This window comes from Sinorhizobium sp. NFACC03, from assembly GCF_900103435.1.
GTDB lineage: Bacteria > Pseudomonadota > Alphaproteobacteria > Rhizobiales > Rhizobiaceae > Ensifer.
In genome coordinates this window covers 51,656-73,041 of record NZ_FMXF01000025.1, presented here as the reverse complement: position 1 = coordinate 73,041, position 21,386 = coordinate 51,656, and the positions used below count along the sequence as shown (strand labels likewise).

General features: G+C 61.1%; 19 protein-coding genes. 10 read left to right on the top strand and 9 right to left on the bottom strand.

The window, feature by feature from the left end:
• Window positions 1-149 precede the first annotated feature (149 nt).
• Window positions 150-1,634, top strand: a complete 1,485-nt coding sequence (gene pdxR, locus BLU35_RS25910; RefSeq protein WP_093235063.1) for a MocR-like pyridoxine biosynthesis transcription factor PdxR — start codon at window positions 150-152, stop codon at window positions 1,632-1,634.
• Window positions 1,635-1,824: 190 nt separating this feature from the next.
• On the opposite strand, the gene BLU35_RS25905 is transcribed toward pdxR, so the two are convergent.
• A complete protein-coding gene (locus BLU35_RS25905) occupies window positions 1,825-2,319 on the bottom strand; it encodes a YciE/YciF ferroxidase family protein (protein WP_058321958.1) in 495 nt (164 codons plus the stop codon).
• A 911-nt stretch (window positions 2,320-3,230) separates the two neighbouring features.
• Between BLU35_RS25905 and BLU35_RS25900 the strand changes: the two genes are divergently transcribed.
• The 3 genes from BLU35_RS25900 (at window position 3,231) to BLU35_RS25890 (ending at window position 6,813) form a co-directional block, all read left to right on the top strand.
• On the top strand, window positions 3,231-5,060 hold the full coding sequence (locus BLU35_RS25900) for an ABC transporter ATP-binding protein/permease (protein WP_286161629.1): 1,830 nt from the start codon (window positions 3,231-3,233) through the stop codon (window positions 5,058-5,060).
• Window positions 5,061-5,162: 102 nt separating this feature from the next.
• Complete coding sequence (locus tag BLU35_RS25895; protein WP_093235061.1) at window positions 5,163-6,203, top strand: glutathione synthetase; 1,041 nt, start codon at window positions 5,163-5,165, stop codon at window positions 6,201-6,203.
• A gap of 139 nt (window positions 6,204-6,342) precedes the next feature.
• Entirely contained in the window at window positions 6,343-6,813 is a 471-nt protein-coding gene (locus BLU35_RS25890; RefSeq protein ID WP_093235081.1) for an NUDIX hydrolase, read from the top strand.
• A 67-nt stretch (window positions 6,814-6,880) separates the two neighbouring features.
• Here the strand turns inward: BLU35_RS25890 and BLU35_RS25885 are convergent, their stop codons facing one another.
• Complete coding sequence (locus BLU35_RS25885; protein ID WP_057249919.1) at window positions 6,881-7,075, bottom strand: hypothetical protein; 195 nt, start codon at window positions 7,073-7,075, stop codon at window positions 6,881-6,883.
• A 159-nt stretch (window positions 7,076-7,234) separates the two neighbouring features.
• Entirely contained in the window at window positions 7,235-8,518 is a 1,284-nt protein-coding gene (locus BLU35_RS25880) for a DUF763 domain-containing protein (protein ID WP_093235060.1), read from the bottom strand.
• Between the two features lie 253 nt (window positions 8,519-8,771).
• Between BLU35_RS25880 and BLU35_RS25875 the strand changes: the two genes are divergently transcribed.
• Entirely contained in the window at window positions 8,772-9,086 is a 315-nt protein-coding gene (locus BLU35_RS25875; protein WP_093235059.1) for a hypothetical protein, read from the top strand.
• Between the two features lie 680 nt (window positions 9,087-9,766).
• On the opposite strand, the gene BLU35_RS25870 is transcribed toward BLU35_RS25875, so the two are convergent.
• The 3 genes from BLU35_RS25870 to BLU35_RS25860 all read right to left on the bottom strand — a co-directional run bounded on the left by BLU35_RS25870 (window position 9,767) and on the right by BLU35_RS25860 (window position 12,592).
• Window positions 9,767-11,374 (bottom strand): copper resistance CopC/CopD family protein, encoded by a 1,608-nt coding sequence (locus tag BLU35_RS25870; protein WP_093235058.1) that lies wholly within the window; start codon window positions 11,372-11,374, stop codon window positions 9,767-9,769.
• Between the two features lie 44 nt (window positions 11,375-11,418).
• Window positions 11,419-11,949: a YcnI family copper-binding membrane protein gene (locus BLU35_RS25865; RefSeq protein WP_093235057.1), complete on the bottom strand. Its 531-nt coding sequence runs from the start codon at window positions 11,947-11,949 to the stop codon at window positions 11,419-11,421.
• A 265-nt stretch (window positions 11,950-12,214) separates the two neighbouring features.
• Window positions 12,215-12,592, bottom strand: a complete 378-nt coding sequence (locus BLU35_RS25860; protein WP_143032995.1) for a hypothetical protein — start codon at window positions 12,590-12,592, stop codon at window positions 12,215-12,217.
• A 325-nt stretch (window positions 12,593-12,917) separates the two neighbouring features.
• On the opposite strand from BLU35_RS25860, the gene BLU35_RS25855 reads away from it, so the two are divergent.
• From BLU35_RS25855 to BLU35_RS25835, 5 genes are all read left to right on the top strand, one after another.
• Window positions 12,918-14,261 carry an extracellular solute-binding protein gene (locus BLU35_RS25855; RefSeq protein WP_093235055.1) on the top strand — a complete coding sequence of 448 codons (1,344 nt, stop codon included), beginning with the start codon at window positions 12,918-12,920 and terminating at the stop codon, window positions 14,259-14,261.
• A gap of 75 nt (window positions 14,262-14,336) precedes the next feature.
• The gene (locus BLU35_RS25850; protein WP_093235054.1) at window positions 14,337-15,227 is read left to right on the top strand and encodes a carbohydrate ABC transporter permease; all 891 of its coding nucleotides are present in this window, start codon (window positions 14,337-14,339) and stop codon (window positions 15,225-15,227) included.
• 7 nt (window positions 15,228-15,234) lie between these two features.
• Window positions 15,235-16,122 carry an ABC transporter permease subunit gene (locus tag BLU35_RS25845; protein WP_057249778.1) on the top strand — a complete coding sequence of 296 codons (888 nt, stop codon included), beginning with the start codon at window positions 15,235-15,237 and terminating at the stop codon, window positions 16,120-16,122.
• Window positions 16,123-16,164: 42 nt separating this feature from the next.
• Window positions 16,165-17,286 (top strand): sn-glycerol-3-phosphate import ATP-binding protein UgpC, encoded by a 1,122-nt coding sequence (locus tag BLU35_RS25840; RefSeq protein WP_093235053.1) that lies wholly within the window; start codon window positions 16,165-16,167, stop codon window positions 17,284-17,286.
• 28 nt (window positions 17,287-17,314) lie between these two features.
• Window positions 17,315-18,229, top strand: a complete 915-nt coding sequence (locus BLU35_RS25835) for a TIM barrel protein (protein WP_093235052.1) — start codon at window positions 17,315-17,317, stop codon at window positions 18,227-18,229.
• 275 nt (window positions 18,230-18,504) lie between these two features.
• Here BLU35_RS25835 and BLU35_RS25830 read toward each other — a convergent pair whose 3' ends face one another.
• The 3 genes from BLU35_RS25830 to BLU35_RS25820 form a co-directional block, all read right to left on the bottom strand.
• On the bottom strand, window positions 18,505-19,227 hold the full coding sequence (locus BLU35_RS25830) for an aspartate/glutamate racemase family protein (RefSeq protein ID WP_093235080.1): 723 nt from the start codon (window positions 19,225-19,227) through the stop codon (window positions 18,505-18,507).
• A complete protein-coding gene (locus BLU35_RS25825; RefSeq protein WP_093235051.1) occupies window positions 19,227-19,883 on the bottom strand; it encodes a flavin reductase family protein in 657 nt (218 codons plus the stop codon). Before BLU35_RS25825 ends, BLU35_RS25830 begins: the two co-directional genes overlap by 1 nt.
• Before the next feature lie 622 nt (window positions 19,884-20,505).
• Complete coding sequence (locus BLU35_RS25820) at window positions 20,506-21,225, bottom strand: GntR family transcriptional regulator (protein WP_093235050.1); 720 nt, start codon at window positions 21,223-21,225, stop codon at window positions 20,506-20,508.
• Window positions 21,226-21,386 lie beyond the last annotated feature (161 nt).

The window sequence follows — 21,386 nt, the reverse complement described above, 5'->3', positions numbered from 1 at the left end:
GCCGTCAGGCCCGGTTCCCCCGCACCTTGTCTGCGTCCCGCGGAAGGCTGCATCGGTGCGTTTTCGTGTAGGGACAGGATGTAACAATTGGACGACAAAGAAACGTCCATTATGGTGCAATTGACTGTACCAATTTTGGAGACGCATCGGTGGTCAAACAGCTTGAAGGCCCGATCCTGCCTTTCCTTCGCCTCGATGCCTCGATCGCCCTGCCGAAGTTCCGCCAGGTGCAGGACCAATTGCGTATGGCGATCCTCAAGGGACACCTGCGCGCCGGAACACGCCTGCCTGCGAGCCGCATCCTTGCCGAGGAGTTGAGCCTGTCGCGCCAGACCTTGGTGCGCGTGCTCGATAATCTGAAGGCAGAGGGCTATCTGGAGGCCCGACAGGGAGCCGGCACCTTCGTGTCGTCGGCCCTGCCCCGCCAATCCGCGAAACACCGGTTCACCCCAACTCCGCGGGATGCCGCAGAGACTGCACCGCCGCGCCTGTCGCGTATTGGCGAGCTGTCACGCCTGATGTCAGCCGATATCGGCCAGATGGAAGACAGGCCTTTCCTCCCCAACCGTCCGGCGCTCGACCGGTTTCCCTTTGCCGTCTGGCGGAAATGCTGGAATTCGGTGACGCGCGGCGGCAAGGCCGTGGCCATGGGCTATGGCGACGTTGCGGGCGAGCTGGTTCTGCGGCAGAGGATCGCCGAATATCTGGCCCTGCATCGGCGCGATCCCTGCGATCCCGAGCAGATCGTCATCACGCCCGGCGGGCATGCCGCCTTCACGCTCGCGGTCCTGGCGCTTGCCGATCCTGGCGATGGGATATGGTTCGAAAACCCGGGGCCCGTCACCACCAGCAACCTGTTCCGCACGCTCGGGCTGCGGCTGTGCCCAACGAATGTCGACGCAGACGGTTTGGATGTCGAAGGCGCCATGGCTCGTTATCCCGATGCGCGGCTCGCCTTCGTCATGCCATCGCGCCACCACCCGCTCGGTGTCACCCTGTCGCTGCCGCGCCGGCTTGCCCTGCTCAAATGGGCGCGAGCAAACGATACCTGGATCATCGAGGACGATTACGACAGCGAATTCCGTTATGACGGCGCGCCGCTGCCCTCCATGCGCTCCATCGACGGCAACGGACGCGTGATCTATGCCGGCAGTTTCAGCAAAGCGCTCTATCCGGGTCTGCGTATCGGCTATCTCGTCTTGCCACCGCAACTGATCGGTGCTTTCCGCAACCTGTCGGCACTGATCCATCGCAGCGTGCCGGTCGAAACCCAGCTCGCGCTCGCCGAGTTCATCGGCGGCGGACATTTTGCCAGTCATCTGCGCCGCATGCGTGGCCTTTATGCCGAGCGCCGCGAGGCGTTCATGCAAGCCGGGCGGGACGTCCTTGCAGGATTTGCCCGCGTCGACTGTTCCGAAAGCGGGCTCAACGCACTCGCTTGGCTGCAAGACGGTCGTGAAGACCAGGCCTCGCACCGCGCCGTGCTCGATGCGGGGCTGCAGTGCTATCCGCTGTCCGACTATACGATCGCCACACCTCAGCCGGCTGCGCTCATTCTCGGTTATGCCGGTGTTCCGGCGGATCGGATGAAACCTCTTCTTCTTCGGCTGGCCGAAGCGATCGCCCGAAAATAGCCCCTCGTCGAGGACGTGTTCCAGATCGCTCACCGCGCAGCTAGCGCCGTATGCGGCGAACTCTGCGCGCGGCGCTGCGACTGGGCCTTCCCCAGAATGGCTTCGGCCCGGCTTTGTGCCAGGCTTCTTCTGGCCGATGGCCCGACTTGGCGCGGAGGGCGAGCCTGCGCCCTCCGCCTTTTCACGATGGTCAGGCCGCCTTCGCCTTGATGTTGGCGGCAGAGAGAGCGATTTTGGTGAGTGCCTTGTCGGTGGCCGCTTCTTCCTGAAGGGTTTGGTCGAGCAGCGGCACCGCTTTCTCCAACCCAAGTTGCTTGGCCCAGGTCTTCAGGGTGCCATAGCGCGCGATCTCATAGTGTTCGACCGCCTGAGCCGTGGAGATGAGGCCGGCGTCGAGAGCCGGGCTCCCTTTGAACTCCTCGATGATCTCCTCGCCCTCGGCGATGATCCCCTGGATAGCCTCGCAGGTCTTTCCCTGCGCGCGCTTGCCGAGGATCTCGAAGACCTGTTGCAAGCGCTCGACATGGCCCTCCGTTTCGTCCCGGTGCTTCTGGAACGCCGCTTTGCTGTCGGGCAATTGCGCGGCGCGCGCCATCTTTGGCAGCGCTTTCAGTATCTGCCTCTCCGCATAGTAGATGTCCTTAAGGCCGTCATAGAACAGCGCCTCGAGCGTCTTCTCCGGCATAGCAAGCTCCTGTGCCATCTGGTTGGAACACCTCCAACAGCTGCGGCGCCGAAAGGTTCCAGACGGAAACAATACTTCGCCGGCACCAGTTGGAACCCGTTCAGCGCCCCATGCATTGGCGAGACCCGGCATGCTCTATCCGGCCAGCGCACACAGGATGGCCGCCGGAGCATTCGAAACATCCAGTAGCAAGGAGAACTGGTTATGAACGACAATGGCTCTGCCCCGGTCCCGGGCACATCAGCCAGAACAGGCGCGCGAAATACGAAACGTGTGCGAGCAAAGCGCTTCGATCCATCGACAGTCGTTGCGAACGGCCACTACGACCTGACAGAATTCATCGCCAAATACGGACTCCAGCCGACGGCCGCCAGCGAGATCTTCGAGCGGATCGGACCGAGCCGGCGTAGTGGACCGCCACATGACAGAGCAATCCAGACCCGTGGGGGCAGCACCCGCGTCTAGTTCGAATTGGCTAAACGCTAAACCTAGACGGGAATGCGCGCCTGGAGTTCAATCTCGTTTGAGGCGCAATGCTTCGAGGCCGCCAGAGGCCCGACAAAGGGAAGTGGCGGCCTCACCAGACGACGGCGAAGCGTCGCTCGCCGCGACGGATGGCACGCAGCAGCCCTTCCCGCGATGGGAACCGATGAGCGGCAACTGACAAAATTGACCGCGACGACATTTCAATCTCCGACGCTTAAGCCTCGGAGATAAAAGGGCATCGGCAATCGGCAAGGACCCTGCCCCTCTGCCGCGGTATTCTTCGGATTTGACAAGCCCGATCCTCGCCCCAGTTCATGGAGATGGCTTTAAGTGAGGTCGTGCGCAGCAACGCACAACGAACAGCAGCACTGGTCAAATGGACCCTCGGTCGGGAACGACCGCGCCGGAGCAGCCCTGTTTCCTCCATGCGCAGCTTCTGGGGCCTGCTGCTGGCCTACTGGCTCTCCGAACGTTGGCGCGAGGCCTGGGGCTTGACCTTTCTCATCCTGCTGCTCACCGGATTGTCGGCGCAAGCAAGCGTCTACTTCGCCCTGACGTCCGGCGAGCTTGTCAATCGGATCGCCAATTTTCACCACCCCACCGTGCCCACCACGCCTTCGTCGCTCCTGACCACCGCAGCGACACTTGCGGCGATTGCGATCACCAGGGACGCCGGGTTTACTGCGGTCCGTCATTTCTTCTCGACCACGCTCCACCGGAAATGGCGCCAGTGGCTGGATAAACGCTTCAACCAGGCGCTGCTCGATTCCAACCATACCCATTTCCACCTTCAGCAGAACGGATTTGGCGCCGCGACCGAAGGCGAGAGTTCGTCGCCCGACAACATCGACCAGAGGGTACAGGAAGCGATTAAAGGCATGACAGGCGGTGCCATCGGTCTTGGCGTGGGCATCGCCGGCGTTGTTTTGTCGCTTGGCTTCGTCGGGCGAAAACTGATCGAAACATCGAGCCCCGTCAGGGGGCTTGATCTGCTCGGCAGCTACGGCAGCGCCTGCCTGATGTTTCTGGCGATCGCGATCTACGTGCCCCTCAATACGTTCATCGCAGCCAAGCTCGGCAGTGTCCTGCAGGGCCTGTCCATACGCATCCAATCGGCCGAAGGCAGCTATCGCAGCGAATTGAACCAATTGTTGCACCGCAGTTTTCATGTTGCGGTCATCAAGGGCGAACCGGCGCAGAAGGCCGTCAACGGGCGCCGATATCGCGAGATCGACAACACCTGGGCGAGCCTCAACCGCGTGACCGCAGGCTACATGGGCTTCGAGCTGGTACATAATTTCATCGGCTCACGCATCGTCGCCTATGCGCCAGGGCTACTCCCCTACGTCGACAAAACGATCAGCCTGCAGGACTATGTCACCGGCGCGGAGCTGGCGACGGCCCTGATCAACGAATGCTCGTGGTTCATCCATGCGATGCCCGACATCGCGACGCTCAAGGCGGATGCACACCGGATCACCGAACTTGCCCAAGCAATAGAAGCGGTGCAGCAGCCGCAGGATTACTATGCCCGCAGCGGCCCATCGGTGTTCGAGTACAATTCCCAGGACGCCGCGCGGGGCCTGACGATCCACGCCATCGAGCTCCTGCATTCCGGCGATGACCAGGCTTTCCTGACCGCTGACGAACTGAATTTCCTTCCCGGAGAGTGGATCTTGGTGGTCGGTGATTCCGGAAGCGGAAAGACCTCGCTTCTGAAGGCAATCAACGGTCTGTGGGCACACGGACGCGGCACGATCACGACGCCGGAGAACGTGCGAAGCCTCTACGCTGCCCAAGACGTCAAGCTCCAGGGTGTTTGCCTGAAGGATCTCGTCTGCCTGCCGGATGAGGCTGAAGCCCATGACGACGCCTCTGTCGCGTCGGTGTTGGAAGAAGCCGGGCTCGAAGAAATTGCGGAAGAGCTTTCGAGCGATGGTCGCGACGGGCAGAACTGGGACAAGCTTCTGTCGGGAGGCGAGAAGCAGAAACTCGTCCTTGCTAAGATCCTGCTATTAAGGCCAGGCCTGCTCTTCCTCGACGAGGCGACAGGCGCCCTTGATAGCGACGCGGTTCGGGCATTCCATCAATCGATCAAGGATCATTGCCCGGAGGCGACGGTGATCGCCGTTATGCATGATACCTCGTCGATCCAGTCAGAAAGTGGGGTCGATTTCTTCGATAGCGTGCTCACCATCGACAACGGTATCGCAACGAAAACGCCAATTGCCGACTGGCGCGATAGGCAGGAGTAGCTGCCGCCGGCGGCCCGCCCTATTTCTCCTTTCATGTGCCGCGCATTCATTTTTTGACGCGGCGTGAACAGCGATCAAATTCGCCCGAAGCTAGGAGCCCCAATGCGTATTGCCCTCCTTGTCAACGCACTCGAAACCGAAGGGCCGTCCTATACGACGACTGCGTTGGCGCTTGCCGCGCTCTCCCGCGGACACGAGGTTCTTTACGTGACGCCCGGTGATTTTATCCTGCGCCCTGACGATACACTGATGATACGGGCGGCCGGTTTCGTTGGCACGCGACCGAAGAAGCCCGAGACGCTCTTGCGAGCACTCAAGGACGCGGACAAGACCATCGTCAACATCGAAGACGTGGATGTTCTGCTGCTTCGCAACGATCCGTCAGAGGACGCCGAAAGCCGACCCTGGGCATCCTACGCCGGGGCGAACTTCGGCCGTCTCGCCGCGGAGCGCGGTACGATCGTTGTCAACGATCCCTGCGGCTTGGCACTGGCCCAGGACAAGCTCTACTTCCAGGATTTCCCGGTGGCCGTTCGCCCGACAACCTTGATCTCCAAGGACATCGATGAAATCCGTACGTTCATCGACAGCCACTCCGAGGGTGTGATCATCAAACCGTTGCAGGGTTCTGGCGGTCGAAACGTCTTCCGGGTGGGTACCAGCACGGAGGGCAATCTTACGCAAATTGTCGAGGCTGTCGGCGTCGTCGGCTATCTTATCGTGCAGAGCTACCTTCCCAAGGCGTCGGACGGCGATACGCGGTTGTTCCTGATGAACGGACGACCGCTGCACAGGGGCGACGTCTATGCTGCGTTCAGACGCGTGCCGCCCAAGGGAGACGTCCGATCCAACATCCACGCAAGCGGCACTCCAAAGCCGGCCAACATTACGAAGGAGATGCTGGCGATCGCCGAGATGCTACGGCCGAAGCTCGTTGAAGACGGCATGTTCCTGGTCGGCCTTGATATCGTCGGCGACAAGCTTCTCGAGATCAACGTATTCACGCCTGGCGGCCTCCAGACCATTCGCGAACTCCACGACATCGATTTCTGCGACGAGATCCTGGACTCGCTGGAAAACAAGGTGGACATCAAAAAGACCTATCGGGGATCACTCAGCAATCGGATCCTGTCGATGCTTTGAATTGGCGGCCCAATCCGTCGCGCGCTCCACTTTCGCTCAATGTGTTGGCGGAACAGAACCGCCGATCCGGATGTTACTGTCCGCAAGTGGCAGGCAGAGCCCGTTTGCCACAAAGGGCGACAAAGGAGATAGCGTTTCTGTGAATTTTCTACACCAGATTGTCTCTGACGTGCAGTTGATGCTTCGCCGGCCGCCGCGCATGCAGTACGCGGCCTTGTGTTATCGCTTTCGTAAAGACAACACACTGGAGATCCTTCTCATTACCAGCCGGGACACCGGACGCTGGGTCATTCCCAAGGGCTGGCCGATGAAAGGAAAGCGCGCGCATGAGGTGGCTGCGAGAGAAGCCTTTGAAGAGGCTGGCGTGAAGGGCACCTGCCAGAGGTTTCCTTTCGGCCACTACTTCTACAAGAAGAGGCTCGACCATGGGCTCAAGATCTCCTGCAGGGTTCAACTCCACCCCCTGGAAGTCACGCGCATGCGCGGGAAATTCCCCGAGAAGGGAGAGCGAAAGCTCGCCTGGTTCGACTATCGGGAAGCGGCGAAGCGTGTCGCCGAGCCTTCGCTGCGCGACCGGATACTCCGTTTCGGACAGCAACGCGTTCCCTAGAGCCCCGCGCGTTTAGTTTCCGGAGCATCTTTCCGCTTCAACTGATTCCACTTGAATGCGGGATGCTCTAGTGGACGCTGGCGACCTTGACGGCGTGGGCGAAATCCTCCGCCACCAGCTCACTGATCGCGATCAACACCTCCTCCACCGAAAACCCGGAGTCGATCGTCTCGCGGATCAAAAGCTGGAGGTCAAGTTCAACGACGTCCCGGCAATCCTCGAGCCGTTCCTCAGATACCGTGATGCTCTGCAGTTCTTCCATCGCGAGACTCCTCTTGACGTGGATTCTGCTGGTTCGCCCTCGCAAGCTTGTTCGCACGACCTTCCAACCCTTGGGAGGAGGTTTGAGTTCCGGCGAGAACTTCTCGAAGAGATCAAAGAAAGAGATTCGCTGCAACGCCTTGCGGTCGCATTGAGCCGCCTACCGGTCGCGGTGACCCTGACGGCGTGACCGCCCTGCATCTCTCGACGGTTCGTCCGGCCCTTCCCAGCCAAAGACGCTGCGACCGCCGAACTCTTGCGATTGTCGAAACTCGCCGGCCACAATTTCTTTGAGATCCGGGCCGGTCACATATTTTTCGAACTGGCGTGCCTGATCGTCGAGGCGCTTGAGAACCTGCATCTCTTCGTCGCGACCGAGCTTCGCTTTTGACACGGCGGACTTCATCACCCGGATCGTCTCGTCGTAGACTTTCAGGGGGACCGGGAATGGGTGGCGATCCTTGCCTCCGTGGGCGAGCGAGAAGCGCGCCGGATCGGCGAACCGGCATGGCGCACCGTGCACCACTTCGGCCACCATCGCCAGCGCCTTGACGGTCCGCGCCCCAACCCCCGGCACCAGCAGGAGATGCTCGAAATCCTCTGGGCCACGGTCGGCGGCCGCAGCGAGCGTGGCATGCAGGCGTTTCATATTGACGTCTTCTTCGCGCACGTCGTGATGTTCAGGCATAATCAGATGCGGCAGCATTGGCTGCGCGCTTTGCTTGGTCACCCGCCTTGGCTCGATGGCTGCGACCTCCCGGACGATCCGATCCGGCCCCAGCGAAGCCAGAAGATCGAGCTGGCTATTGCGCGAGGCCGCGGCGCGGCGGTCGGCAAGGTTGACGATCTCGCCCTGCCGCGCGCCTTCGATCGCCGTGTGGGGCGAATCCACGAAGCTGGTGATCCCCTCCGAAAGCCAATGGTAGCGCCGGGCCTGCCGCCTTTCGCCGTTCATGCCCTGTTGCACGATGACCCATTTGCCGTCGTCAGTGACGATAAAACCGTGCAGGTAAAGGTCGAAGCCGTCTTGAACTGCTGCACTGTCGACCTTTGCGACGAGGCGGCTGGTTGTCGCCAGGCCACTTCCATCGAGGCCCACGCGCTCGCCGATCGCAATCAACTCGCCGGGGGTCTCCCGGGAATTCCGCCCTCGCCCGCCACAGACATGAATACCGAGTTCGCCTGACAGAGGCGACAAACCACGCTTCAGGGCGCCGATGACGCTGGTGGTTATGCCGGAAGAGTGCCAGTCCATACCCATGACGCATCCGAAAGACTGAAACCAGAACGGATGCGCCAGCCGCCGAAGAAACTCGTCTCGACCATATTCGATGACGATCGCCTGGGTGATGATTGCGCCAAGTTTCGTCATGCGCTCGCCAAGCCACCGGGGAACCCGGCCACCGTGAAGCGGAAGATCTGCACTGCCTGCTCTCTGGACCATCCGGCTCTTATACACCGGCAGATGGTGCAGTCACACAGGAAAAGTTCTCTAAACGTTCTCAATTGCGCCGGCAGTCGGCGAGACCACGGTCGCAAGCCGAATGGTCATAACGAGACCTTGCCCCTATGAAGGTTCGACTTCGCCAGCTTGAGTAAAACCTCAGCGCCACGACCTACACTACCTTTGCGCTTAAGATAGGGTTCAGCAATCGGCGATATGCTCCGCACCAAATGGCATTTGAACAGGTTGCAGAATGAGTGAGTTCCAAAACAGAGCTGTTCGATTGATGGTTGCCTCCGTAGGCGATGCTTCGACCAGCGATATCTCCGTGCGTCGCACGAACGTTCTGACGACTGCGCTGGAACTCTATGTTGCCTTGGGGGGATCGCACGAGCAGCTTGAGACCGCCATCGCGAAAAAGGAAAACGACGCGCCGAGACGTATTGATCTGGTAATCGGCGATCTGATGATGGAGATGGCGACCATAAGCCACATTCACGACATCGACGTCATGCAGGCAGCGCACAATGCTCTCGACAGCGGCTTCCGTGAAACGACTTCCGCCTGAACTCCGCCCCTCCCGGCGGGTGTCTCGTTGCTTTGCGCCTTACGATCTCAGTGCCTTCGATTGTCGCTTGAGTAGCCACCCATTCCCTTGGGAGGCAGAAATCCTCGGCTTCCCGCTTCTCCGGCACCGCGTAGCAATGGTCGGTTAGAAGCGGGCGGCCAGGAAGTTCAATTGGACGTTCAGCCAATACCGGGCCTGTCTTGTCGCGGATTGAACCTCATGCCCAAACTCCTGGGTGTAGCGGCCTTCACACATCGTCGTGTCGACCACCCACAATCCGCCCGCGTAAATCGCCATCAGCAGGAAACCGCGCATGGCGGAGCAGAATGAACATTCGATATTTCTAAAATATTAACGTGGGACGTGATCTGCGATTTATGTCGAGCGGACCGCCTCCGGTCGGCTACCGCCCACGCCCGCGTCCAAAAAAAGAGCCTCCACCAACCAAGCAGAGGCCCAGAGTCAGGTGCTTGCGATTGGCCGCTGCAGCGGGGACTGCGATATCGGCAGCAATCGCAATCGGAAAAGGCTGACAGAGGCTTCATCCGAAGGCAATGAACCTAAACGGACTATTGGATAACCAGCCGGGGCTAGTCGGAACACTTCCAGGGCAGTAGCGATCGAACGCCCACAGGGCGATCCGCAGGCGTCCGTGCGAGATAGTGCGGCAGCCTGCGCGCTCACGGCCCAATGTTGATTTGATCGCTCAGCGTTACCTTCTCGAAGTCATTGATCAGAACATCGGCACGTACCTGCCAGATGCCCGCCAGCGGTATGTTCACGCGCTCGATCCGCCAATCTGCGTCGCCGCTCCGCGCTGCCGCACGTTTGAACGGCTCGATGCCGGAATCAGGCTTGGATAGGACGAGCGTCACCTCCTTGGCGGCAAGCGGTTCGACTTCGCCCGTGGCGAGGTTGATCGATACGTCGACCTCGCCCGCCCGTCCGGGCAAGACCTCAACGAGGGCCATCGCCTTGTCCGTGTGGATGTGAACGCTTGCCGGTTGCGCCGCCAGGGCTGAGAGCGCGCGCGGCGGCGGCATGACGCGCCAACAAGAAACGGCGCCGAAGATCAGGACGACGATCAGTGTTTCCGCGGCGATCGAGCGGACCAGCCGCTTCGCCGAAGCCCGATCGCCAGCCATTACCGGTTCCGTCAGGCGCCAGCGATTTGCAAGCGCCAACAGAAACAGTCCGACCAGCAACGCCATCTTGACCATGAGCACCTGGCCATAGGCGGTTTCCAGCAGCGCTTGTGGCTTCTCCACCTGCACGATGGCCAAGATGAAACCCGCCACGATAAGAACAACGAGCACGTAAGGGATGGACGCCGAGAACCGGCCGAGCGCCTGAAGGGCCATCGGGTCCTTGGGCCGCAACGCGAGGCCCAGGGGAGCCAGCGCTCCAACCCAGAGACTGATCGTTGCGACGTGCAGGAAGACTGCCGGGCGCATCAGCCATTGCGGCTCGGCTGTCGATGCATGGCCGCTCAGCGACAAGGCGAGGGATGACGCGATCAGCGCGGCGAGAGATGACAGTCGAGCAGACCGACCCTTCGCCCGGAGAGCGATGGCGGCCACACAAAAGGCAGCGAAGGCGGCAATGGCCGTCCCGCCGAAGCTCGTTGCCATCGCCGTGGACCAAACGACCGGCTCGACAATTTGCGTCACGGAAACGCCCAGTGCATCGAGCCCCTGAACACCCACAGCGGCAAGTGCGCCGATAAGCCCTATACCGAGCGCTGCTGCGACGACTTTGCACCCTGATCGCGAGCCAAAGAGCAGCCAGTGGCGCGAAAACACACCGCCGACGCCGATGAACAGCCCCACGTAAAGCGCGAGCTTCGATAGGAGGAGACCGGCGCGCACGGCCCAGTCGATCTCGTCTTCGTTCATGAACGGAGCGGTGCCGGCCGCGCCAACCGAAAAGACGACCGATCCACCGATCGGATGCCCGTCGGCAGAGGTCACGCGCCAGCTGAGCACATGTGTGCCGTGCCCAAGATCGGATGGCGCCGCGATCACGACCACTCGATCCTTCAGGTCGAACCGCTCGAGCGGGATCGCTGTTCCATCCGGTCTGACGAGCTTTAAGGACAACGGCGAAACCGGCTCGCTGAAGGTCAGCACGTAGACCGATGGCGCGGTGCCGACGACCGCGCCATCCTGCGGTTCACTTGTGTTGAGCGATGCGTGGGCGAAGGCCGCGGCGGCCTGCATGAGGATCCCGCAGAGCGCGATCACCATCAGCCTCGCAAGACGAGTGAAGCTCGATGATACCTGCATCATGCGTGATCTCCGGTCACTTGGCCCTCGCCCCCACGTTGCGCTGCTCAGTGCCCGCTTTTCTTTTCAAGCAGCTTGATGCCGGGCGCCGGATATTCGAGATCGTCACTCGACTTGCCTTCTGCCGGGACCTCGATCCAACGCTCGGTCGCGCCATCAGGGCACTCCTGCACCAGCGGCACGTAGAGTGTCTTGCCGACTGGCAAGCCGTCGGTCAGAAACGCGCGGAAGACAAACTCCTCATATTCGTCGTCGGCCAGGCTGCCGCCCTTCCAGACGACCTCCTTCACGCCCTCCTTCATCGGCGTGCCGAAGTAGTCATAGGACTTCTCGTAGGCTCCCTTGATCTTCTCCAGCGCCCAGCCCGGCTTCGGCATCGGCTTTGCGGCGATCATGCCTTCCGGGATCTGAACGCGCAGAGCGATGGTCGGCTTGCCCTCGCATCCATGCGGGACGCGGATGACGGCCTTGTAGGACGCGCCGACATGCGCCTCCGTTGTTTCGAGCGTGGAGTGGGCAAAAGCTGCCGTGGTGCTTATCGCGATGAAGGCAGCGGTGGTGATGAGTTTCGACAACATATGGCTATTCCTTTGAGATTATTGGGCTTGTGTTGGGTCGCGGGAAATCCCCCCGCGGCTGTCAGGGATTGGATGCAGTGATCCGGAAAACGTTCGGTGGCGGGCAGCGATCGCACAAGACGGTCAGTGCACGGGTCCCCGTTGGCTCAAGAGCGGCCTGCAGTCAGGCTGGGAGCACACGAAAGGGACGTCGGGAGGCGTCCTAGATCGTCGCGATGGGGCCGGCGGACGCCAGGGGAGGATATCCCCGCCTCCACGCAACCGATCAGGCGAGCAGCCGCGGGGGCGCGCGAGGATAGCCGAGGCGATGTTCGCCCGTCGGCAACGGCTCTGCCGCGGACCAAAACGTGTGCACCGCTGAGGCGACTTGGTGGTTTAGACCGTCGCCAGGCTGCGGAGCAGCGGCCAGGACCTGCGAGGACACGCAACATCCAAGAAGGCAGCAATCGGCAGCCTTGCCATGGCCGCCGTCGTGATTGCCGTTGCTGGCGTGATCCGCGCTGATGCACAGTGCATTGCCGAAAGCGTCGAGTTGCGAGAAGACAGGCATCGAGCTGAAGGCAAATGCGCCGGCAACCGATTGCAGCACGAACAGGCAGGCAGCGATGAACGCCAGTCCCCAACCGTTGCGTCGCCTTACCACAATCAAGCTCCTACTACGCTGTCTCCGAGAATGTCCGGAGCCATCGCATAGCTAGCCGGTACGCCCGCCCCCTTCCTTGCTCCACAGCAAGCATCCGCGTGAAGTCCAACGTACCGGACAGTCGAGCGCCGCTATTCTTCAGGCTCCCCGGCAAGAACAGACCTGCCGCAACCAGGGAGCGCGCCGTCGCCTGACAGCGTAATCAAACTTTCATTTTTCCATCATGCAGATTGGCACGGACTGTCACATTCAACTGTTAGCAAGCGCCCGGCTTCATTCGTGCCACCGATCCTGGTGTCCGCCAATCTGCAAGGAGCGTTTTGCAATGAGAGTCTCCGTCACTACGTCCGTATTCATCGGCCTGATGGCAAGCGTCGCGTTTGTCGCGTCGGCGGCCGCAGCCGAAAAGACGAAGTTCGAATTCTGGTACGGCCTTTCGGGTGACCTTGGCGAACGTGTCCAGGATGCCTGCAAGAAGTTCAACGACAGCCAGTCCGAGTTCGAGATCGTCTGCACCTCTCAAAACGGATACGACACGACCCTGCAGAACACGATTGCCGCCTACCGCGCCAAGAAGCAGCCGGCAATCACCCAGATCTATGATGCCGGCACCCTGGACATGATGCTGTCGGGCGCATTCGTGCCCGCCAAGAAGCTGATGGCCGACAACGGCTACACCATCGACTGGAACAACTATTTCGGCGGCATCGCCAACTATTACGCCACGGCAAAAGGCGAGCTGAATTCCTTCCCGTTCAACTCCTCGACGGCCATGTTCTATTACAACGTCGACGCGTTCCAGAAGGCCGGCATCGACTTCAAGCCGGACACCTGGGAACAGGTCGAGGAAGCAGCCCGTAAGCTGAAGGCCGCCGGCTACGAATGCCCGCTCGCCTTCAATTTCGACACCTGGCCGCTGATGGAGCAGTTCTCGGCCATCCACAACCAGCCGCTCGCCACCAAGGCCAACGGTTACAACGGGTTGGACGCCGAGCTTGTCGTCAACAAGACCAAGTTCGTCGATCACGTGACGTTCTTCAAGAAGATGGCCGACGAGAAGCTCTTCGTGGTCAAGACCAAGCAACTCGGCATGGACATCGTCCCCGCCTTCACGTCCCAGACCTGCCAGATGATACAGACCTCGATCGCTGACCACGGCACGATCGGCAAGACCCTTCCCGAAGGTGTGAAGTGGGAAGTCGCCATGTTGCCCGTATGGAAGGGCACGGAGCGGCAGAACTCGCTCGTCGGCGGCGCATCGCTCTGGGTGCTCGCCGGTCGTCCGGAGGCGGAATACAAGGGCGCGGCCGCCTTCCTCAACTACCTTGCGACGCCGGAAATGGCCGAGTGGTGGTCAACGGTGACGGGTTATATCCCGGTGACCAAGACCGGTTTCGACGCCATGAAGGCCAACGGGTTCTACGAAAAGGCACCCTACAAGGGGCGTGAACTCGCCATCCAGAGCCTGTCCTTCACCCCGACCTCTGAAAACACCCGCGGCATCCGCCTCGGCGGCTTCACGCAGATCCGCAAGGAGTTCGCGACCGCCCTCGAAGCGATCTTCATGCAGAACGCAGACGTCCAGGCCGAGCTCGACAAGACGGTTGAACGCGGCAACGCCGTTCTGCGTCGCTTCGAGAAGACCTACGCCGGACAGACCCTGAACTAACATCTGATCCGCCCGGAGCCTGCCGCAACATCGGCAGGCTCCGATTTCTATTCTTGCGCATCGGAAATTCAACACATGGACAAGCGTGCGGCATTTCGCAGCTGGTGGCTGCCCAGCCTATTCGCCCTGCCACAGATCATTTTGATCCTGCTCTTTTTCTATTGGCCGGCGGTCGCCGTGTTGCGATGGGCCTTCACGCTGGAGCCGCCATTCGGCGGCACCGCTGAGTTCGTCGGTTTTGCCAATTTCCAGGAAGTATTCGCCGACCCGCTCTACTGGAACTCCGTCGGCGTCAGCCTGGCATTCGCCCTTTGCGGCACGCTTGCCACCATTTTCATTGGCCTTGTTCTTGCCCTTGCTGTCGACCGGCAGTTGCCGGGCTCCGCACCGTTCCGGTTCCTCTACATTCTGCCTTACGCGATTGCGGGGCCGGCCGCCGGCATGGCGTTCCGTTTCATCCTGTCGCCTGAGCGCGGGCTGATGGCATCGGTCAACGCCACGTTTCCGGATTTCTGGAACCCAGCCAAGTACGGCAGCCACGCCCTTATCCTCGTCATCGTCGTCTTCGCCTGGAAATGGGCGGGCTACACCTTCATCTTCCTTCTTGCTGGTCTGCAGTCGGTCCCTCGATCGCTGATCGAGGCGGCCGCGATGGACGGATGCGGCCCGATCCGCCGCGCAGCCGACATCCAGATCCCGCTGCTGGCGCCAACGCTCTTCTTCCTGCTGGTCATCATGATGACCGAAGGTTTCGTCGGCGCCGATACCTACGGCATCGTCGCCCGAACCACGGATGGCGGCCCGAACCACGGCACCGACGTGATGGTGTACCGCATCGTCGAGGAGGCATTCCGCGGCTTGAACTACTCCGGCGCATCGGCCCAGAGCCTCGTGCTCATAGGCCTCATCATGATCTTCACCTTCATCCAGTTCCGCTTCATCGAGCGCCAGGTCCATTACAAGTGAGGCTCCCATGATCCAGCGGACACCTTTCGCCAACGCGCTGACCTATGGCGTGATGATCTTCGGCTTCCTGCTGCTGATCGGCCCCTTCATCGTCATCGTGTCGGGCGCCAGCCAGACATTCCAGCAGGTCAACGCCATACCCTTCAGCTTCGTGCCGCAGGACCGCCTCTTCGAGAACATGGGCGCCGCCTGGTCGCGCGCCAATCTCGGTACGGCGATGCTGAACAGCTTCGTCATGGCCAGCCTCGTCACGGTCGGCAAGGTGGCGCTGTCGGCGCTGACGGCCTTTGCCATCGTGTTCTTCAGAACGCCGCTGAAGGGCTTCTTCTTCTGGATGGTGTTCATCACCCTGATGCTGCCGCTCGAGGTGCGCGTGGTGCCCACCTATGCGGTCGCTGCCGACCTGTTTCAGCCGGTTCGACTGCTGATTTCCGCCGTCACCGGTTTCGAAGTTTCCGTCGATTGGAACCTTCTCAATTCCTATGCCGGCCTCACGCTGCCGTTGATCGCAACCGCGACCGGAACGTTCCTCTATCGCCAATTCTACCTGACCCTGCCCGACGAGTTGGCGGAGGCCGCACGCATGGACGGGTCAGGCGCGATCCGCTTTTTCATCGACATGCTGCTGCCGCTCTCGCGCACCAACATGCTCGCACTGACGACGATCATGTTCGTCTATGGGTGGAACCAGTATCTCTGGCCCCTCCTGATGGTGACGGACCCCCAATACAAGACCACGATGATGTCGCTTGTCGCACTCCTGCCGTCCGACAACGGCACGCCGGACTGGAACGTGACGCTCGCCGGATCGCTGATCATCATGCTGCCTCCGCTCATCGTCGTTGCCGTCCTGCAACGGTGGTTCGTTCGCGGCCTCGTGGCCACGGAAAAATGACCCCGCTTTCCCCAAACAGAACAGACAGAGAGGTCCGCGCCCATGGCTGACATCGCAATTCGCGCCGTGCGTAAATCCTACGGAAAGAACCCCACCCTGCATGGCATCGACCTCGCCTTTGCGTCGGGAGAATTCGTCGTGATCCTCGGCCCGTCCGGCTGCGGAAAATCCACGCTTCTGAGGATGATCGCGGGGCTTGAGGACATCACCGCTGGCGAAATCGCCATCAACGGCAAGGTCGTAAACAGGCTTGAGCCGCGGGAACGCGGTTGCGCCATGGTGTTCCAGAACTACGCCCTCTATCCGCACATGACGGTCGCGGGAAATATCGGCTATGCCCTGAAGGTGGCGGGCGTCCCAAAGGCGGAGCGTTTACGCCGGATCGAGGAAACGGCGAAGATCGTCGGGCTTTCCGATTATCTCGATCGCAAACCTGCGGCGCTTTCCGGCGGCCAGCGCCAGCGCGTTGCCATGGCGCGCGCGATCATTCGCGAACCGAAAGTCTTTCTTTTCGACGAGCCGCTGTCGAACCTGGACGCCAAGCTGCGCGTCACCATGCGGGCCGAGATCCGCAAGCTGCATCAGCGTCTCCAGGCAACGTCCATCTTCGTCACCCACGATCAGGTGGAAGCGATGACGCTGGCGGACAAGCTGGTCGTGATGAACAAGGGCGTGGTCGAACAGGTCGGCCAGCCGCTCGACATCTACCACCGTCCGGCAAGCATCTTCGTCGCATCCTTCATCGGTTCGCCGGCGATGAACCTGTTCGAAGCCACCGTCGACGTCGACATGGCGTGCTTGGCGGTTGGCGGCACAAAGATGCCGATCGACAGAGGCCTTGCCACGCGATTGGGCGCAAGGCAGATCACGGTCGGCATCCGCCCGGAACAATGTGTCGTTGCGCCGGAAGGAATCTCGATCAAGGTCGACTTCGTCGAGGAGCTCGGCTCCGGCCGCGTCATCCACTCGGAACTGAACGGCTATCCCTTTGCAGCCAGCGTCGACGAGCATTTGCGCGCGCGGCCGGGCGATCGCATCAGCCTGAAGCTGCCCCTGGCGCACCTGCATCTCTTCGACCAGGAGACCGGCCGGCGGATCGAGATCGATCTGGAGCCGCGTGCCATCAGCAGCTCCGCCAGCCAACCGACGCTCCAAGCAGTCTGAACACTTCAATAAATCAGGAGAAACCGTGATGAACGACATCATTTCCGCCGTGGGATTCTGCAATCGAACAGGCAAGGGCGATCTTTCGAGCCTTGACGCCTCCTTGCGCGAAATTGCCGAGACCGGAGCCAACGCCTGCGAGATCGGAATCTATGGCGAAGAGATCGTCAGTGGCGGTCGCATCATCGAAGACCGTGTCCAGCGCGTCGCCGAGATGACGAAGAAGTACACCTTCAAGAAGCTTTCGCTGCACGGCCAGATCGTATCCAACTTCATGGATCGCCAGCACCACCATCTGCAAAAGAAGGTCGTGAGGGCGATGCTCGAGCTGTGCGACCGGCTTGGTGCGGGCATCCTCGTCCACCACTCCGGCGCAGCGCAGCTTGCCCCCGGAGAGAATGCCGCGGATCTCGACAAGATGGAACGCGACGCACTCGCGGAGACGGCGGAGATCGCAAAGGGATACGGGGTCCGCATCGCGCTCGAGAACATTTTCACGACGGAAAGCGGCCAGTATCGACAGACACCGAGCCAGGTCGCCGAAACGGTGCGAGCGATCGGTTCCAACAACGTCGTCGCGCTCATCGACTTCTCGCATGCCTATATCGAGGCCACGCATCGCGGGCTGGATTTCCGTGACGAACTGAGGGCAATGGCGCCGGTGACGGGCCACCTGCATGTTCACGACAGTTTCGGCCTGCCCTATTCCATGAACCGCTTCTATCATCCGGCCGAAGCGACCGCGCTCGGCATTGGCGATCTTCATCTGCCGATCGGCTGGGGCGACATTGCCTGGGACGACATCTTCTCCGAACTGACCTTCCTTCCGGATACGACGCTGATCATGGAAATCGGCGCCGAGCGGTTTGCCGATCAGCAACCTGCGTGCCTGGAACGGGCAAGGGGTCTCGCCGCAGCGGTCGGACTTCGATCCGCCGCCTAATATTTCCAGTTGCCCCGCCGCATGCGCGGTGGGGCAACCGGATTGTACCCGCTCGAAGCGCACATTCCGGCCGCGTGTTGCGATACACCTGAGACTTGAGCCGCAGGGTGGTTGAGCTTCGCCGCTCGGCATGAAACCGGCCTCCCGCAGCGCCCCGTCGCATCTCCGCAAAGATCCGACCTTCGACACCCCTGATACGGGCGCAGTATCCCTGGTCGTACGGTCAGCACCGACGCCAACCCCGGCCGCGCGTGTTTTTAAAGCGGCCGGAAGACCTAGCGAGCGACCGCGACATCACCCGACTTGTCGCGCGGATAGGCGTAGGCACCTGCCTTTGAGGTCCGAAAGCCGCCACTCGCCAATGCCTCGGCGAGCTTGACGGCCGCCACCACGCCATCGATGACGGGTACTCCAGCTTCGCGGGAGAGCCAATCGCACAACTCCGCCATGCCGGCACAGCCAAGGACGATGGCGTCGACGCCATCCTCGCGTATCGCCGCACGCGCTTCGCCGAGGAGTTTCGTCCGCGCACTTTCCGGGTCGGCCTCCAGGGCCAGAACAGGCAGATCGACTGAGCGCACGCGCCGGCAGCGCTCGGCAGCACCATATTGCCTGACGAGATCCTCGATCACCGGCACCGACCTCGGCAAGGTGGTGATCACGGCAAAGCGGGTTGCCACCGTCATTGCCACCTGCACCGCCGCCTGGCAGATACCGATCACCGGGCCGGTTGCCACTTCGCGCGCAGCCGCAAGGCCGGGATCATCGAAACAGGCGATTACATGCGCCGACGCACCCCGCTTCTCCGCAGCACGGATCGCCGCCAGCATCGCCGGGACGGACATCGCCTCGTCCGCGTAACCTTCGATCGAGACGGGCGTACCGATTGCGGTCTCCGCATCGATCACAGAGCCTTCCGATCGCACAGCTTCGGCGGCCCGTGCGATCTGATCGGTCATTGATGCGGTCGAGTTGGGGTTGATGACATGTATGCGGATCATCGGGCGGCCCTCTCCGGCCTTGGGTTCACTTGCGCGAGCTCGAGAGGCAGCAGTTCCTCCGGCTTCTTAAGTTCGAATTGTCGATCTGAGGTGATGTAATTGTCGGCATGCAGCCGCGCGATCGGCTGATAGGTCTCGGGGTTCGCATAACGCCCCGCAGGATCGAGGCACCGGTCCTGGATATGCATGTGCACGACCCTGCCGATAACCAGCACGCGCCTGTGATAGTCGAGGATCTGTTCGACCCTGCATTCAAAGCTGCAGGGACTTTCGCCAATACGGGCGGCGTCGATCTGGTTGCACGGTATCGGTGTCAGGCCCGCGAAATCGAGTTCATCGACCTCCGAGGCGAAATTGACGCCACAGACGATCATCGCATCGGCGAGCGCCATGTCGACCATGTTGACGACGAACTCGCCGGTTCGGCGGATGTTCGCGACCGTGTCCTTCTCGTCGCCATTGCCACGGTTCTGGATCCCGAGCACCACCAACGGCGGTTCATGGGAGAACACGTTGAAGAAGCTCATGGGCGCTGCGTTGTTGTGTCCGGCTGGCGATCGCGTGCCAACGAGCGCGATGGGGCGCGGACCGATGAAGTTTGTCAGCAGTCGATAGCGATCCGGAGGCGGTAGCGTGGTGAAATCTATGTTCAAGTCCGGATCTCCTGCTTGCCTGTTGAAAAATTCAGCAAAGAACCCCGACGCCCGGCTCGGCGACAATCGGGGAGGCAGTGCGCACGCCCGCCGTTGACTACTTCGGGGAGCGGCGTCGGTGCACGGCAAAGGGCGGCCCAAAGCACTGATGGTCCGAGCGCGCAGACACGGCCAACACCGGCATACACCCTTCGGCGGGAACGATAGATTCTCTGGAAAGCATCGCCGTCCTTTCGGTCGGCAACGGGTACGATGCGCATGCTGCCCTCCCCGACAGTGCCAATCCCGAAGAGCAAGCTACGTTGCATCCATTATAACGTCAATATCGTACACGATTATTGCATACAATAATGAGGGAGATTAGAGAGATGGACCTTTCTCCAGCAAGGCAAGAAACTCGCCGCAGAAAGCTGGCAGGCATTTATGGAAAAGAAAACAGGATCTTGCCGAACTCTACGGGAAGAAGGGGTGGTAGAGGCGGATCCAGGTCACCCGCACGCAGCAGATGTGGACGAGCTTTCCTTGATCGCGTCCCCGAATAAATTGCATACAAAACGCGCGGGTACGCATCCCCGAACCTGGGTTTCCGCAAGGCAAGCAGCGTCCGAGTGGGCGTTGCGACCTAAAGGCCCTCTTCCTTTGCGTAGGCAGCAAGGAGATCCGGCAAGCCGTCCTCAACGTTGCTTTTCAGCAAGGCTCGGGCCGTGATGGCGCCGATGTGATGGCCCATCAACTCGCATGCCTTTTCGTGATCGTTCCGCGCAAGGGCGGCGATCAGGGCGCGGTGCTCGGATACGGCGCAATCGGAAGAATGGGGGCGCCCATAGAGCGACAGGATCATCGACGAGCGCGAAACGAGTTCAGTGACATACCGCAACAGGGTCGCGTTCTCGGTCAGTCTTGCGAGCAGGACGTGAAACTCACCGGCGAGTTGTATCGAGGTCGACGGATTGCTGACCCTTGCCTTGTCCTCGGCATCGACATGCGCTTCAAGCTCCTTGATCTTCGGCGGCGTCAGCCTGCCGATCAGGCTATCGACCACCAATGTCTCCAGGGCTCGCCGCACGGCAAAGATATCGTGTCCATCCTCGAGGCTGGGATGGCTGACACAGGCGCCCTTGTTGGGACGCAATTCGATCAGTCCCTCGCCGTTCAGCCGGGCCAGGGCCTGGCGCACGATCGTGCGGCTAACGCCGAGCCGCTCGCCGATCGAATCCTCCGGAAGCTTCGTTCCCGCAGCGAAGGCCTGGTCTAGGATCGCGCGCTTCAGGATACGATAGACCACGTCCGACTTGGGAACCGAGGATTTTGCATTGCTGGCGCTGGGTTTGGGCGTCGTCATGAAGAACCTGAAAAATGGCGGGGCGTGCGGTCGAAAGAGTCTGCCGAGGATGGACCGCAAACAACTATCATCCCCCAATCGGAACGGCAAAGGCGCGGCCGACCCCTTCGGCCGACCGTTCCTGCGATTGCCTGTCGACGTCTCGACCGGTCGAACTCTCC

Excerpts from the sequence above, each read along its gene's own strand:
- BLU35_RS25880 (WP_093235060.1), bottom strand. The coding sequence starts at position 8,518 with ATGGTCCAGAGAGCAGGCAGTGCAGATCTTCCGCTTCACGGTGGCCGG.
- BLU35_RS25885 (WP_057249919.1), bottom strand. The coding sequence starts at position 7,075 with ATGGAAGAACTGCAGAGCATCACGGTATCTGAGGAACGGCTCGAGGAT.
- BLU35_RS25865 (WP_093235057.1), bottom strand. The coding sequence starts at position 11,949 with ATGTTGTCGAAACTCATCACCACCGCTGCCTTCATCGCGATAAGCACC.
- BLU35_RS25835 (WP_093235052.1), top strand. The coding sequence starts at position 17,315 with ATGAACGACATCATTTCCGCCGTGGGATTCTGCAATCGAACAGGCAAG.
- BLU35_RS25845 (WP_057249778.1), top strand. The coding sequence starts at position 15,235 with ATGATCCAGCGGACACCTTTCGCCAACGCGCTGACCTATGGCGTGATG.
- BLU35_RS25850 (WP_093235054.1), top strand. The coding sequence starts at position 14,337 with ATGGACAAGCGTGCGGCATTTCGCAGCTGGTGGCTGCCCAGCCTATTC.
- BLU35_RS25875 (WP_093235059.1), top strand. The coding sequence starts at position 8,772 with ATGAGTGAGTTCCAAAACAGAGCTGTTCGATTGATGGTTGCCTCCGTA.
- BLU35_RS25820 (WP_093235050.1), bottom strand. The coding sequence starts at position 21,225 with ATGACGACGCCCAAACCCAGCGCCAGCAATGCAAAATCCTCGGTTCCC.
- BLU35_RS25870 (WP_093235058.1), bottom strand. The coding sequence starts at position 11,374 with ATGATGCAGGTATCATCGAGCTTCACTCGTCTTGCGAGGCTGATGGTG.
- BLU35_RS25900 (WP_286161629.1), top strand. The coding sequence starts at position 3,231 with ATGCGCAGCTTCTGGGGCCTGCTGCTGGCCTACTGGCTCTCCGAACGT.
- BLU35_RS25905 (WP_058321958.1), bottom strand. The coding sequence starts at position 2,319 with ATGCCGGAGAAGACGCTCGAGGCGCTGTTCTATGACGGCCTTAAGGAC.
- BLU35_RS25895 (WP_093235061.1), top strand. The coding sequence starts at position 5,163 with ATGCGTATTGCCCTCCTTGTCAACGCACTCGAAACCGAAGGGCCGTCC.
- BLU35_RS25840 (WP_093235053.1), top strand. The coding sequence starts at position 16,165 with ATGGCTGACATCGCAATTCGCGCCGTGCGTAAATCCTACGGAAAGAAC.
- BLU35_RS25855 (WP_093235055.1), top strand. The coding sequence starts at position 12,918 with ATGAGAGTCTCCGTCACTACGTCCGTATTCATCGGCCTGATGGCAAGC.